General features: G+C 32.7%; 10 protein-coding genes. 2 read left to right on the forward strand and 8 right to left on the reverse strand.

The genetic code is table 11. The features are described 5' to 3' along the window. Positions 1-43: 43 nt before the first annotated feature. The 6 genes from ELX58_RS03285 to ELX58_RS03310 all read right to left on the reverse strand — a co-directional run bounded on the left by ELX58_RS03285 (position 44) and on the right by ELX58_RS03310 (position 11518). Positions 44-1441, reverse strand: a complete 1398-nt coding sequence (locus ELX58_RS03285) for a restriction endonuclease subunit S (protein ID WP_162614618.1) — start codon at positions 1439-1441, stop codon at positions 44-46. Continuing rightward, positions 1434-2918: a class I SAM-dependent DNA methyltransferase gene (locus ELX58_RS03290; RefSeq protein WP_133441740.1), complete on the reverse strand. Its 1485-nt coding sequence runs from the start codon at positions 2916-2918 to the stop codon at positions 1434-1436. The genes ELX58_RS03285 and ELX58_RS03290 overlap by 8 nt, the downstream gene beginning before the upstream one ends. A gap of 23 nt (positions 2919-2941) precedes the next feature. Continuing rightward, complete coding sequence (hsdR, locus tag ELX58_RS03295; RefSeq protein WP_133441741.1) at positions 2942-5320, reverse strand: EcoAI/FtnUII family type I restriction enzme subunit R; 2379 nt, start codon at positions 5318-5320, stop codon at positions 2942-2944. Between the two features lie 404 nt (positions 5321-5724). After that, complete coding sequence (locus ELX58_RS03300) at positions 5725-8655, reverse strand: type III restriction-modification system endonuclease (RefSeq protein ID WP_133441742.1); 2931 nt, start codon at positions 8653-8655, stop codon at positions 5725-5727. 3 nt (positions 8656-8658) lie between these two features. Further along, positions 8659-10764: a site-specific DNA-methyltransferase gene (locus ELX58_RS03305; RefSeq protein WP_133441743.1), complete on the reverse strand. Its 2106-nt coding sequence runs from the start codon at positions 10762-10764 to the stop codon at positions 8659-8661. A gap of 403 nt (positions 10765-11167) precedes the next feature. Continuing rightward, complete coding sequence (locus ELX58_RS03310) at positions 11168-11518, reverse strand: hypothetical protein (protein WP_133441744.1); 351 nt, start codon at positions 11516-11518, stop codon at positions 11168-11170. A gap of 144 nt (positions 11519-11662) precedes the next feature. Here ELX58_RS03310 and ELX58_RS03315 point away from each other — a divergent pair, with 144 nt between their 5' ends. Continuing rightward, positions 11663-12082, forward strand: coding sequence for a hypothetical protein (locus tag ELX58_RS03315; RefSeq protein ID WP_133441745.1), 420 nt, complete (start codon positions 11663-11665; stop codon positions 12080-12082). 117 nt (positions 12083-12199) lie between these two features. Here the strand turns inward: ELX58_RS03315 and ELX58_RS03320 are convergent, their stop codons facing one another. Next, a complete protein-coding gene (locus ELX58_RS03320; RefSeq protein WP_236747702.1) occupies positions 12200-13126 on the reverse strand; it encodes a restriction endonuclease in 927 nt (308 codons plus the stop codon). A gap of 155 nt (positions 13127-13281) precedes the next feature. Between ELX58_RS03320 and ELX58_RS03325 the strand changes: the two genes are divergently transcribed. Next, positions 13282-14925 carry a malolactic enzyme gene (locus ELX58_RS03325; protein WP_133441746.1) on the forward strand — a complete coding sequence of 548 codons (1644 nt, stop codon included), beginning with the start codon at positions 13282-13284 and terminating at the stop codon, positions 14923-14925. A 138-nt stretch (positions 14926-15063) separates the two neighbouring features. Here ELX58_RS03325 and ELX58_RS03330 read toward each other — a convergent pair whose 3' ends face one another. Continuing rightward, complete coding sequence (locus ELX58_RS03330; protein ID WP_133441747.1) at positions 15064-16173, reverse strand: glycerol dehydrogenase; 1110 nt, start codon at positions 16171-16173, stop codon at positions 15064-15066. Between the last annotated feature and the right edge of the window lie 101 nt (positions 16174-16274).

The raw sequence follows: 16274 nt of genomic DNA on the forward strand, positions 1-16274 counted from the left end.
AGGGAAGCCTTTACAAATCACTAAATTACACTCATAGTATTGATTAGATTAGATTATTTAATTTTACTATGATCCGATTCTGTTCGGACAACGGTGGTACCGGAACCAATAAATTTTCTAAATCTGCTCGCTTAATTCCAGGTATAATACTTTTTGATTTATTGGATAACTTAGTTCGGGTTAGTAATAATAATGCATAAATAAATTGTGGCGCAATATTACTTATAAATCTTAAAGCAATAACTTGTCTTGCAATATGTGCTTGACAAAATGGATTAAAAGCTAATTCCCCAACGGTTCCTTTTACAGTTATTAATAAATCATCTTTAAAACTAACCACACTAGCTAAATGCTTATTTAAATAGGTATGAGTAACAATTTTTGATGATATAAAATTACCTGCACCAGTTATATATGGAATTGTATTATCATCGTTTATTTTACTTTGTTTCCTCTTTGGTATGTCTCTACCTGAAATTATTAATGATATATTACCTAATCTAACCCATTTCCAATTCTTCGGGATCTTAAATGGAATTTCATCCTTACTAATTGGTGGTAATTTCTTATGCTTACGAATTTTACTGGCTTTAATTAACTGTTGCTTCTTTTGCTGAATTGATTGCAACAAATCATCAGCATTACCATCGTTTGGTAATTGTTGAGTTAATTTACCCTTCATGGCTTCTAATAATAAGGATTGCTTCATATCATGAGCAAATTTTTGATTTAATTCTCGTTCTTTTTGAATGGTATCAGCGAGTAAGAAGCATTTATGAATTTTGGCAACAATACGTTTTTGTTCAGATAATGGCGGTAATGGGATTGGTATCCTATTCATATTATGCATTGTAATATGTTGCATGGAAGTTCCATGTGATTCAAATTTTGCAAGGTGAGTTACATTTAAAAATACGTAATATAAATAATTCTCATTAAGATATTCTTTAAAGAAATTAACTTTCCATATATGATAATGAAAAATTACTGTAGATCCATCCCATATCCTTGGGCCAAAAGAAGCTGACCAAGAATATAGTAAGTCACCTTTATGTGCATAATTTTTACTAGGTAATTTTAAATTAGAATAATACCACTGCTTATCGGTAAATAAATTACCAACCCTTAAAACAGGTGTTAATGATGAATCTGTCAATAATTCACGTTTTTTATAGGCTCGACCATTAATTAACTTACATACATTACCTAATTTTGTCCATTCCCAATTACTAGGAATTTTAAACGGGATTTCTTTATCAGTTACAGGTGGTAATGGCTTGGAATATCCTTTTAATTTACCAGCTTGTACTAAATCACGTTTATGATTCACAATTTTCACTAATAAATCTCTAGCATCCCCATCACTCGGCAACTGCTTCGTTAGCTTACCTTGCATTGCCTTCTGTAATACGGATTGCTTAAATTCTTTGAGATTAATCATTCTTATCATTACTCCCAAAGATGTCTTTGACTTCTTTAGTTAACTTAGCGATTTTCTGATCATACTGATGTTTTTGCGTTAAGTATTCGTTTAATAAGGTCATCGGATCCTTAATTACGGCATGATGCTGACCAAAGCCAACGTAAGATAAGTCATACTTGCGTTTCTTGATCTGGTCAATCGAGATCTGTTCAGCCTTTTTATTACCATTATTATCAATAACTTCAGGAGCTTCAAGCCATTCATTTACTTTCTTAAATGTATGGTGAGTAATCGGTCGCGTCTTAGTGAACTGCTTCATTCCTTTAGGCAAATCAACCCGGTAGAACCAAGTCTTCTGGGTACTATGCGTATTATCAAAGAAGACTAAATTAGTGTTGATTGAGGTATAAGGCTGAAAGACACCCTTTGGTAAACGGACGATTAACTTAACGTTAAAATCATGAAATAACTTCGCTTTAATGTGCTGTTTTACCGGGGATGTACCAAACATAAAGCTATCGGGCAAAATTAGACCGACTCGTCCCTGTGGCTTAATCCGGTACATGGCTAAGATAATGAATAAATCAGATAATTCATTAGATCTTAAATCATAAGGGAAATTGTTTAAAATCGTCTCTAATTTATTCTGGCCATAAGGCGGATTCATACAGATAACGTTAAATTTATCCTTATCTTCGTATTCATCAACGTTTTTACTAAGGCTATCGCCATGAATAACGTCTGGATTATCAACTGAATGTAAGAATAAGTTAGTGACACATAATAAGAATGGTAAGAAGTGTAATTCTTTACCAAAGACAGAATTATTGTAGGTATCGATATCATGCGCGGTCTTAACTTGCTTCTTTAAGATCTTAAGGCTAGACGTTAAGAAGCCACCAGTGCCGACAGCGAAATCACCGATTCTATCACCTAAGTGGATATGAAGATGACTTGTAATAAAATCGGTTAACGGACGTGGTGTGTAGTATTCACCTGAATTGGACTGAGATTGCATACTACGTAAGATCATTTCATAGATATCAGCCACGGTATCGTTACCTTCTGTGCTGGTTAAATCTAGAGCATCAACATCGTTAATGACTTTCCGTAAAAGGACACCGTTCTGCATATGGTTACTGATTCCTGAAAAGATTTCAGGAACAATAGCTTGCCGAGCTGGTGTATGTGAGTTTACTGGGATATTCTTTAAGTCAGGAATTAAATGGTCATCAACGAAATTAATTAATTCTTCACCCGTTTTATTCCAGTTCTTTTTAGTATTAGCGGCCCAATTATTCCACTGGTATTTATCAGGAATAATGGATTGATAATCGTCTTCTTCTAAAGCCCAGTGCTGTTCACGGAAGTAATAGACTTTTAGAAAAAGAATCCAGGTAATCTGTTCAATCTGTTGCTCATTATTACCAATGCCCGCATCGCCACGCATATCATTGCGGACGTTACTGACAAAATTATTGGTGTCGTTATTCATAGTATCGTTTAACCTCTCTTGTTTTATGCTGCTGATGGGTGATCGTTATACATCGAATTAATAATACTATCGATAGCTTTGGTATAGTTCTTCTTACTACCGAAGTCATGAAGAACGACGTTAACGACGTCGCCAAAACGATGAGTGAATTCAGGAAGCTGTAACGTCTTGATGTTTTCTAAACTTCCAACGTCAATCCCAGGCTTTTGAAACTTTTCTAGCAAGGCTTTCAGTACTTCACGAGCTTGTCCATGATACTTATAAATAACACCCTGCTTTTTAACATTATTAACTCGATCATGTTTACTTAAAGCTGGTGTATCAAAAGCTAAATGGGTAATAACATCAAAATCATCATACTTATCAAGTGATTTATCTTGTTTCCGCAATTCTGGAATTAAAATCCCATGCTTTCGTAATTCCTTCAAGAATAATGATTTTCTAGCGGCACTATTCCAACTCTTTAAGAAGTCCTTTAAACTATGAAATTCACTCAAAATATTATTCTTATCGTAAATTCGGATATCATCAGTAATTCGGTGTCCATTTTTATCAAAATGATAAACATACGCATCATTAACATACACTTTAGCGTTAACTTCAGGAATATAATGTGTTACTGAATCTGAACCAGTAGATTTTGGTTTTGATTGCATCTTTTGCTGATGATCTTTCAATTGACTGGTTGAAGTAACATCTTCAATGTCATCAGGTGTGCCATCAAATTTTGGATCCGAAAATAGTCGAGTAGCATTTCTGAAATCGATAATGACGAAGCTCTTCTTACCGTTTTCAGTATCTAAACGAGTTCCACGACCAATAATCTGTTTAAATTCGGTCATCGAATTAATATTAGTATCGAGGACGATAATCTTAACGTCTTTTGCATTGACTCCAGTTCGGAGCATGTCAGACGTTGTAACTAAGACTGGATATTGAGAATTAGGTGCCTCAAAACGACTTAATTGAGCTTGCGCATCGTCTACTCCACTAGTGATTTGGGCAACGTAGTCATCATTATATTTATGCTGCAAATCTTGATTAAAATGAATCAGAGCGTACCTCATTCGACGGGCATGATTAATATCCATACAGAAAATGATGACCTTTTCGTTTCGACCATTCTTTTTCAGATAATCAGTTACGAATTTAGCCACGGCCATATCACGTTGTGGAATAATGATGGTTCGATCAAAGTCTTTAGTATTGTACTGTTGAAGCTTAATCGGATAGCCGTTAACATCCTTCTGACCATTATATGGAGTGAAGCCATGCTCATCAATATTAGTCCCAACTCGAATGACACTATATGGTGCTAAAAAGCCATCGTTGATACCCTGCTTTAAAGTGTAGTTATAAACGGGCTTACCAAAATAAGATAAGTTAGCACCATGTCTTTCATTAGGCGTAGCCGTCATACCAACAACAATCGTGTTAGAACCTTTGGGCGCAAAATAATTTAAAATACTATGCCAATTACTGTCTAAATTAGCAGATCCACGATGCGCTTCATCAATAATTATTAAGTCAAAGAAATTTTGATCAAAATTCTTATATAAATGCTGATCTTTTCCGTGACTAAAAAGTTGCTGGTAAAGGCCAAAGTATAACTTATAAGCTGGTAGACTAGCTGGATCTTTCCATTGCTTACGACTTAATTTAACTGATACATCTTTCATGGCACGGAAATCACCATTCATAGGCTGATCAGCTAAAATATTACGATCTACTAAGTAAAGCACTTTATTAATAGGATGATGCAAGTCTTTTGCATGCATTAAACGCCAAGCAATCTGAAAGGCCGTATACGTTTTACCAGTCCCAGTAGCCATAACAAACATAATGTGATGTTGACCTTTAGCAACGGCTTTTAATGTTTGATTAATGGCATTGACCTGATAATAACGTGGTGAAATCGATCCACGACGATAATAATACTGAGACTTAAGTAAATTTAAGCCATCTTTACCTAGATGAGCTTCCTTAACGTATTTAGTGAGTAATTCTTTTGGTGTCGGGAATTTATCCATTGGAATATGAACGTCATCGCTAGCAATTAATCGATCTTTAAATACAAAATCGTGCCCATTAGACGTAAAAACAAACGGGATCTTTAGATCTCTAGCATAAGTGAGACCTTGTTGCATCCCTTTACCCTCGGGCAAATCATAACGTTTTGCTTCAATAACAGCTATCTTATGATGAATATCAGGACAGTATAGTAAGTAATCTAAGAACTTACCCCTACGTTCGCCACGTTGCCCATTAAATGAGTTAATTTTCCCATCGGTGTAGTATAACGGCTTATCTTTATATTCCATTCGAACGTTTTTACCATCATACCATCCACTTTGTCTTAATTTGGGATTAATGTAATGTGTCTTCGTATCTTCTTCACTCAAGATTAATATGACCTTTCAATTACGCGATTAAACTTATTAATATCCTAATAATATTTTATCATGAAAATATTAATAATTAGGAATTAAATAAAAATCATTAAGGTACTGAATCATTAACGTACTGAATAAAATACAACATATTTACACAAATACATCTCTGAATTGAATTCCTTATGTTGAATTATTTTGTCCAATATAAAGGAGCGAGTTTAAATAATTATGCTACTAATGGTGAAATCCCACACTTCAAATATTATGAACATAGTAAATACATAATTATTTTGGGATTCGAATAATAGCCACTTGAATCACAGTAGTTACCTTACCAGAATATACCCTCAGTATTAACTATTAAGAAAATAAATTTAAACTAATTTGTGCATAAAAAAAGATTGAAATTATATTCAATCTCCTTTTTCTTTATTTTTACCATACAATTTATTCAAAAAATTAGTAACCTGTTCTTTATTAGTAGCCATTTTATAATATATATGATATCTTTTAAATTTATTAAGAAATTTTTTCTGTATCAAAATGATATCCTTATCACGTTTTCGCATATTAGGAGCTTTAGTTTCAACTAATAAATAACATTTTGTATGTTTTGTCTTTATGAAATATACAAAATCGGGAGTAGTGGTACCACCATCAAATTTAGGAATTCGAATTGAATTCCTTGGTAATTTTCCAAATACAACTACAGGATCTTTATAATTTATTTTTAATAATTGTTTTTCAGGATGTATAGAATCATATCTAATGGGCGGTGTTTTATAAAGATATCTATAGTCTTCATGATAATTTTTATCAGATTCAGTCCCTACCCATGAAGCATTAACATAATCACTAAATGTATTTGTATTTATATTATAAATAGAATTAGTAGCATTTAAGAAATTAAGTTTCTCATAATCGTAATTATTTATTAATTTGTACCCTAATACATTATTTAAAGCGTTACAAATATTATTTATAGTACTTATATTTAAGTATCTTTCTACATCTTGTTTAGACTTATATTTGTTAATCAAATACTTATAGATACATCTATGCAATAAAAATATTGGTAATTTAGTGCTTTTAGATATTTGTTCTATAAACTTTCCATAAGGTACTATAACGTTACTTTTTTCTTCTTCCTGCGTATCCGTCATTACAACTTTATTATTTTTTACATCCACAGAATTTTTATTAGTGATATATGATTCTGTTGTAAATAAATCACCTTTATTGTTAAGTGTATCTAATATTATATTGTCTAAATTTCTTATATTTTTGTATTTAATCATATAATTATTTGATAAAACATTCCATAGTGGCTTTATTTTATTCCAATTTCTTTTCACTAATTTAACTTTAGTCTTTGGCCCATGTTGTTTATTTCTATTCACAACTTTATCATGATTAAATCGATAAGTATTTAAAATCGAATATTTTTCTGTTAATCGTTCTATACCATGTTCTTTAAAATAACCTTTGTAATTAATGATTCCCTTGTTTATTAATGACGCAAATAAATTATTTTTATTACCTACTGATGGATAATTTTTAGTAATAAGATTACTCATACTACTTGTAAATTTTTTACTGTTCCAATAATCTCTATTATCCTCATTAGCTTCATTCGTTAATTTTTTAGCAAAATCTTTTTCATCATAACCAACCAAAAATGCTAATCTAAATTCTTGGTCATTTACCCTATTACCAAATTCATCTACCGGAATCCTTAAACCTCGTCCAACCTCTTGAAATTTGGATATTTCGGATCCAGATGTCCTTAATTTTGCTATAACGAAAACATTTGGATTATCCCATCCTTCTCTAAGTGTCCACTTTGAAAAAATAAAGCGTCTTAAATTCCAATTATTATTATCTTTAAACGTTAACATTTTCTTCTTATTTTTTAGTATGTCATCCACTTCATCTTGAATTACTTTATTATTCTTGCCAGCACTACGATCATCACTAAAATATCCAGCATGAACTTTTTGTGCATGCGAATTCAAACTCTTTTTAGTAGCTATTAAATATTGTAAATATTCCTTTTCACGATAATGACTTTTATATTGATATTTATCTATGAGTGATTCTAATTTTGCATTCAATAACTTTGTAAAACTTTTAGCTAGCCAACCATATTCTCTACCTTCACCAGCTTTTTTCTTCCGTCCGTAACTATCAATACTATCTATAAAAAATAATGTTATTGTTTTTATTTTTGGTAATTGTAAATTATTTCCTCTAATAAAATTTTCTTGTTCAATATTAAAATGTTTATTAATAGCATCTTTAATTAGTCTATTTTGATAATTTGTAGTAAAAGTTCCTGGTACGAGTTCTTGATCTTTTGCTAATATTAGTCCATTTGAGAGCTTTTTTTCACCTTCATATTTTATGGGAATACCACCAGTTACTTTTAGAGGTTCACCCTCATCAATTTCCGTATATTTATGATTGTGTACATTAGTTAAACAAAGTGTTTTATTTCTGTTCTTAAAGGACACTTTTAATCTATTAATGGCTTTATTTTCAGGGAAATCTGGATAATATACATCAATGGCTTTAATAAGATTTTTATTAAAACTTTTAACTATATTTAAATTATACTGAGGATATCCTCTATAAAAATCAGTTTTTCCATTTAATTTTGGAAAAGTAGCACCAAATCTCACAACCATTTGAGGATGTAAACGTGTCATGTATTTATAATATTTTTTGTTTCTCGGAAAACGTTGTGGTTCATCTATTATGACTACAGGCTTTATAGCTTTAAGTCCTGTCATTGGACATGTAAATCCATTTAATAATGTTTGATCATAGTCATCTCGCTGCATATTTTTAGTTCGTAACATATCAGCATTTATAATTAATACTTCAATTTGATTATTTTGATGTGTCGTATTAATAAATGTAGATAATTTTGAAGGAAAATATTTACGTCCAGACTTACTATTAAAATCACCAGCATTAATAGTATGAACATCTAAATTTACATGCCCATAATATTGCTTAAAATAGCGTCTAGATTCCTGAGATGTCATAAAGGTTTTAGAACCTTCTTTTATAGCTGGTGATGGAACTAAAAGAATAAATTTAAATAGTCCATATTTCCAGTTTAATTCGTACATCATTTGAGTATAAACAAATGTTTTCCCTGTACCGGTTGTCATTTTTATGTCAATATTAGGTGTTAGTTTAGCATTAGTATCATATCTATGCTTAATCAAGGGATTAGAATATGAAAAGTTACTATTTTTATCGATACCCTTAAAGCTTTTTACAATAGCATTAATAGCATCTTTTTCATATCTTAGGTTCTCCAATTTTAATTTCATATTCTAAAACCTTTCTATGAATCTAACATCTAATTGATTAAGCCCATTTTCTAATTCTTTAACATCTGCAAAGCTAACAGTATATTTAAAAATAACAACGGTCTGAATACTTATATTATTATTACCAATTAAATTTAATAAGCTTCGCGTTTGTTCATTATGCCAGTCACTAGATAGAATATAAGCCTGTTCATTACTTATTATTGGAAGATTATAGCCTTTTAAATTTACATAATGTATATCTGCGTTAATATTATATCCATCATCGATCAAGAATGTAGACAATAGCGTATCAAAGCCATTACATTTACAAGGTATACACAATTCTTTACTAGAAAATGAATTTATAACATTATATGGATCAAACATGTGTAATTGCTCAGTATTATCGTCAAACGATAAATCATTTAGACTTAATGAATTTAATGATTTTAAATCAGATTTAGTAATATAAAAATGCTTAAAGCCCAAATCTAATTTATTAGCTTTTAAGGGGTGATTCTTTCTAAGGACTTTCTCAGAATTACTTATTCGTTTTAATCCAATTTGGTCTAATGTTTTATAACCTTGTTTATATGCTGATTTGGCACCTTTAGCAATAACAACTTTCTTATGACCATTTGAACTGTATTTAATTCTATAAATGGGATTATTAATTTGCATCATAATATATGAATTGTTTGAATTATTTATTATATTATTACGCATTACAGCATCTGCTGTTGTGGCAGAACCAGCAAAGAAATCCATAATAATACCATTCTTAATTCCAGACCATTCCAAAAGTTGTTGTATTAGTCTGACAGGCTTTTTACCATTTTTGTATGCAACATTACCCTCTTTATTAATATTCATCATATCTGCGCTAAAGCCTTTCCAAAGATCACCTCGGATGACGCTTCTACCATATTTTGGTCTTAAATCGTTTGATAAATGAAATGTATTTTTTAATGGAAGTAGTTGCCTTATTTTATTTCCACCAGTTCTGATTAATAAATATTTTTTAAATTTTACTGGAAAACAATCACTATTGATTTTGTGCTTAACATTATTTGGTATATTAAAATTAGCAGCGGCATCTTCAAAGATTCTATTAGCATTACTATTAATAAATTTCGATATTTCAGGAATCATTTTTAAAAAATAAGATAAATTTTTAGTTACAAATTTTTTATGAATTTGATTAGAAATATTATCTATTAATTTCAATTGGTTTGTATTTTTATAAATATAATCACATAAACTTACTAATTTATTTTTAACTAATATCTTAGAGAAATGTGCGTCATAATGTGGATTATAATCATATAACGGCTTTCTTAAAGAATAATCATTATTATTATTAAATTCATAAAGTAAAACATATTGTTTATTTCCTACGATTTCACCTTTTTCAGCAGCTCTAACCTTTAATCCCTGTGCTTTTGATGTTTCTACGGCTATTTGAGATACAAAATCATTTTCACCAAAAATATCATTCATTAATATCTTTAAATCCGCTTGCTCATTATCATCAATAAAAATAAATATTAATCCATGATTTCGTAACAAATTTTTAGCTAAATATAGTCTAGGGTACATAAATGTAAGCCAAGCACTATGTGTTGAAGTCCCTCTGATATTTTTCAACTGTTTTAATTGCTTATCTGTTAAATTAAATTGTTCTTTTAATATGTTATCTGACAATTCAAAATTATCGGGATAAATAAAATCATCAGATCCGGTATTAAATGGCGGATCAATACAGATAGCGTCAATTTTATGATAATAACTAGCTTGGAGATGTCTAAGACCCTCTAGATTATCCCCAGATAAATATAAATTTTTAGAGTGTTTATTAAATTCACTTTTATTATGGACTTTATCTGGGGCAATAACAGTATGTGGCAATTCTCCAGTTTGTTGTCGGGCATAATTTTTACCAATGAAATTCAATTGATAACCGTCTTGTAATTCTTTAATATTATTGTTTTCTAACGATGACTTAAATTTATCTAATTTAAAATTATCATTTTTATCAAAGAACTCTGGTAATTTTTTCTTTAATCGTTCCATGAATTTTGAATTAGGTCGTATTTTATTATTATAATTTTTGTTATTTATATTCAATATATCTCTCACCTTAATAATTCATTTAATTGAGTTAATCAACGAATAATTCTTGTTATACTATAAAAACCAAAAGTAGGTACTTAAGCGTTGAATACATTGAAAATTTCACTGTTAAATATATTATTTGATGATATAAATAATAAATTATTTTTTGAAAATGCTGTTAAGCTTATACTCCGATGTTTGCTAATTTTATACAATAATTTCTTTTCATTTGCTTTATGTTTTCCAAACATGGATTCACCTACTTTCTACTTATACTCCCATTTGTGGTAGGGCGTGTGAAGATTCAAACAAACATTAAAAGCTTATCATATCCGCAAATAATAACGCAATACAAAAAGCGGAAGTTTTAAAACTTCCGCCAATTATTTAAATAAATTTAGTAAAATAAATTATTTTAACTGAATACACTACCTAATCTCCGAGTACTTCCATAAAACCAATAATGACTATTAGTCCTTGCATACCATTGGCCACGATGACCATAAACATGTAATACATAGCCATCACGATCTTGATGATAGAAGCGTTTTACGTTAATATATTCACCACGATGTAAACGTAATCGTGAATGTAATGAAACACGATGATAAAATGCCCAATTAGGATGATAACGATAAACTGTAATCGACCGTCTTACTCGACGTCCTGCTGCGTTAGCATTATTTGATCCAACTCCAACACCAACCCCGATTAACATTAATAAACTAATGCCAATAACCAGGAATTTTTTAAACAATTTATTCATATAATTAGCTCTTCCCTAAATTATTTCTGCATCTCAAAATATACCAGAAATTTTTCTTTTTGTGAATGATTTTACTTGCTATTGATAATTTTATTACACTCTTGGTATACTTAATTCGGAAATATTCAAAAGAGGTTTAACATAATGCATAAATTAACTAAACAAATCCTTACAGGTGTAATTGCTTTAGGATTATTGGCACCTGTAGCAACATCGTCTATTAGCAATAGTCCTGCCGTCACAGTTAATGCTCGTAGTCGTGCTTTATCATATTACTGGGCTAAACGGGATGTTCGTAAAACTTATAATGGCAAAGATAGTCTCCACGATTACTTTAATTTACATAATAACGATCGTCATGGTGATCGTACCTATTTAAAGGCATCGTTTGGCGGTAACGCAGAAATTTACTTCACGGTTATTCATTATGGTCGTTATGCCCATATTCATGTGACAATTAAAGCATCATCCGGTGAAGCTGATAATCCATGGTATGGTAACGTAAGTCGTAGATATTATCGTACCTACGGTATTCGTCGTAATATGACTGTTCGTGCTTATTAATTATCAATTTAAATGTAGTTTAAATTAAGCCATACCTCATAATTATTAGATAAATAATCTAGTAATTATGAGGTATTTCATTTTCATTAACTGATTAAGATTTAATATCATTTAAGTTTAATCGAAGAAATCCTTATCAATCTTCAAAATTTGATAATCATGTTCCACTTGCACACCAACTTGATATTCCAGCAACAGGTTAGATAACTGTTCTCCATTAATCGCTACAATTGAAAAGCGTTTTGCTAATTCTTTAGCTCGTTTAGAGAAGTCAGAAGTTGTTATAAACACACCACGAGACGCGTTTCGAGTTCTAATTGCACCAAAGAAACCTTGAATTGCTGGCGAACCAACAATGTGTTTCTTATTATATCGTTTAGCTTGAATGTATACGGTACTGGTCCCTAATGGATCTTGATTAATAATACCGTCGATTCCACCGTCTTGGGTATCTTGAGTCCGAATTGCACTGCCGTGACGACCTTTATAACCCATCTTAGCTAATAAGTCGACAACTAATTGTTCAAAAAAGAATGGATCTTCTTTCTTTACAATTATTTCTAATAATCGGGATCTTAAGCCTTCATTATATTTATTAATCTGATCTCCAATACTATTAGGAAAACTAACTGACTTTTTAACGTTAAGTTTACGCTTCGATTTATAGAGTGATTTAAATAAATTCTTAATCATTTTTTGTAAATAATCATGTTGCAACTTATACCCAGAATGTTCTTTCAAAAAAGCTATTCCTGATTTATTAATACAATATGTTGCTGGATATGGTTTAGATACAAGGTGTAATCGATGTAAATACATACATGCAAAATAAATTCGATCGTGAATTACTGTGTCACCGTTCTTAATGTGCTTCTCATGAAGAGCTATTGGCAATTTAAGATAATTCTTGGCAATCGATTCTTGAACATCTTCAGATCGGCAATTACAAGCTTCTTTATATAATGCTTCTAGTGCTAATGGCATAAAAGCATCGTATGTTGGGATTCCATATTTGTTGTCTAATTTTAGTGACTGATAATCCATAAGATAAACTCCTAGTGTTAAATAATTCTTTCATCATTAAATATGTATAAAAAGCAGTTTCAATACTACTCTTGACCTAGTAAATTTCTCACACTAGGCAGTATATCAGAGATTATTAGGATCCAACAAATTATGCTATCCTAATCCCAAAGGGAATGATTAATATGAACCGAATTTTAAATAATCCATTCAAAAATAAAGGAACCGCCTTTACTCTCAAAGAACGTCAACAATTAGGTCTTGATGGTCTGTTGCCACCCAAAGTCCAGACGTTACAGCAACAGGTCGATCAAGCCTACCAGCAGTATCAATCTAAGCCAACTAACTTGGCTAAACGTCAATTCTTGATGACGATTTTTAACACCAACCGAATTTTATTCTACAAATTATTCAGCCAGCACGTTGTTGAATTTATGCCGATCGTTTATGATCCAACAATTGCGGAAGACATTGAAAAATACAGTGATATCTTTACTCAACCGCAGGGTGCAGCCTACATTTCAATTGATAATCAAAATTCAACCAATGCTATTAAACGCGCCCTCGTCTATGCATCTGACGGTCGTAAAATCCGTTTAATTGTGGTTACTGATGCTCAGGAAATCCTAGGGATTGGTGACTGGGGTGTCAACGGTGTTGACATTTGTGTCGGTAAACTAATGGTCTACACTGCAGCAGCTGGCATTGATCCCCGTGAAGTTTTACCCGTTGTTTTAGACGTTGGTACTGATAATCAGAAATTGTTAAAGAGCCCAAATTACTTAGGCAACCGTCACGCCAGAGTAACTGGTGACAAGTACTACGACTTTGTCGATAAATTCGTGAAGACTGCTGAAAGTACCTTCCCTGACATGTACTTACACTTTGAAGATTTTGGTCGTGATAATGCAGCTAACATCTTAAATAAATACCGTTCTCAATACACGGTCTTTAACGATGATATTCAGGGAACCGGAATCATTATTCTGGCTTCAATTTTAGGCGCTTTAAATATTTCACACGAAAAGTTAACGGATCAGCGTTACCTATGCTTCGGTGCCGGAACCGCTGGAACCGGAATTGCTAACCACGTTTATCGTGAATTTATCCAGCAGGGATTATCACCTAAGGAAGCCAAGAAGCATTTCTACTTAGTTGATAAACAAGGCCTGTTATTCAAAGATGACCCAACGTTAACGCCTCAACAAAAGGTCTTCGCTCGTGATAAATCAGAATTTGATCATCCCGACCGGTTAACTGACTTACTCAGTGTCGTTAAAGCTATTCACCCCACCATTTTAGTCGGTACATCCACGGCACCTGGCACGTTTACTAAACAAGTCGTTCAAGAAATGGCCGCTCACACTAAACGACCGATTATTTGCCCGATTTCTAACCCAACCAAATTAGCCGAAGCTAAACCGAAAGATCTATTGAATTGGACAGATGGTAAAGCCTTAATTGCTACAGGTGTCCCCTATCCAGACATCAAAGCTAATAACGGTGTAACTTATCAGATTGGTCAAGCCAACAACGCCTTAGTCTATCCAGGTGTCGGCTTAGGTGTCCTTGCGGTTCACGCCACCCGTTTAAGTGATGAAATGATTTCAGCCGCAGCTCATTCATTAGGTGGGATTGTTGACACTACTAAACCTGGTGCGGCCGTTTTACCACCGGTATCCAAATTGAACCAATTCTCAAATAACGTTGCGATTGCCGTAGCTAAGACCGCTGTTAAACAAGGCTTAACTAAGTCCAAGATTAGTGTCGACGACGTCCCCAAATTAGTTAAACAAACTCGCTGGAGTCCGCATTATTAAAAATGATCATAATATTTTCAGATAAGTCTTTACGTTAGGTAACGCAAAGGCCTTTTTATTTGAAAAATTAAAGTAAACCAAAAAGCCCGCTAAATCTTACTTAGCGGACTTCACCAGAGAATTAGATTTCAATTTAGATTAGCAACGATGTTCAGCTTCGTACATTCGACTGTAAGCATTAGCACCACGCATTGCCTGAACGATCATGTATGGGGTGATCTTCATTGGCATTTCGGTCATGGTATCTTTAGGTGAATCAGCGACTTTGGCGATCTGCATTAAGTCTTCGTCACTGATGGTCGGAACACCTAATTCCTTGAAGTTAGTTGGTAAGCCAACTGATAATTCAAAGTCTAAGTACTTATTGAGTCGGTACTTACCAGCACCTTCTAAGAATAACTGGGTAAGTAGGCCAAAGGCAACGATTTCACCGTGCATGCGCGGGATCTTGCCGTAAGCAGTCGTGCCGTTATATAAAGCATGTGCAGCAGCCAAGCCACCGGATTCGGCACCCAGACCACTCATCAGGATATTAGCTTCGATAACCTTATTAACGGCAGTGGTATCAGCGTTGACACCGACACAGGTAACGGCTTCTTTGCCGTACTTGAATAACGTATCTTCACACTTCTGAGCGATGGCTAAACCAAATAACGTCTGTTTCTTACCGATTAAGTTATCACCATGACTCTGTTCAACGGCCTGGGCTTCAACGTTGGTTGCTAAAGCATCCCCGATGCCTGAAACCAAGAACCGTTTTGGTGCATCGGTCAATAATTTAGTATCAACTAATACTAAATCTGGGTTACTGTTATAGAACCAATAATGTGAGAAGGATCCATCATCATTATAGATAACCGATAGACGAGTACAAGGCGAATCGGTTGAAGCTAAGGATGGGAAGATCGCAACGTGAATGTGAATCTTGTTAGCGGTTGCCTTAGCCGAATCTAATACTCGACCACCGCCTAAACCGATGATGACCTGGGCTTGAAATTCAGTCGCAAGCTTAGCGATTCGGGTGATTTCCTTCATTGATGATTGACCACCAAAGATAACGACCTTGTTTGAAACGCCGTTACTCTGTAAGTAGTTACTTAAGCGGCTCCCGATCATTTTGTTAAGTCGGTTACTAGTTAAAATAATCGCACGGCTACCTAATTTCTTGATGTAATCTTTACATCTAAGAATTAAACCGTTACCTTCAACATACATGGATGGACTTGTGAATGATACATCTTGACTCATATTATCAGCTCCTTAAATTATCCACGTCTTTAAGGTACCAGGACGTGTCATTCACCACCTATTCAATCCGTAGGTTCACCATGTTGATTATTCGACCACAT

Source organism: Acetilactobacillus jinshanensis (assembly GCF_004359375.1).
Lineage (GTDB): Bacteria > Bacillota > Bacilli > Lactobacillales > Lactobacillaceae > Acetilactobacillus > Acetilactobacillus jinshanensis.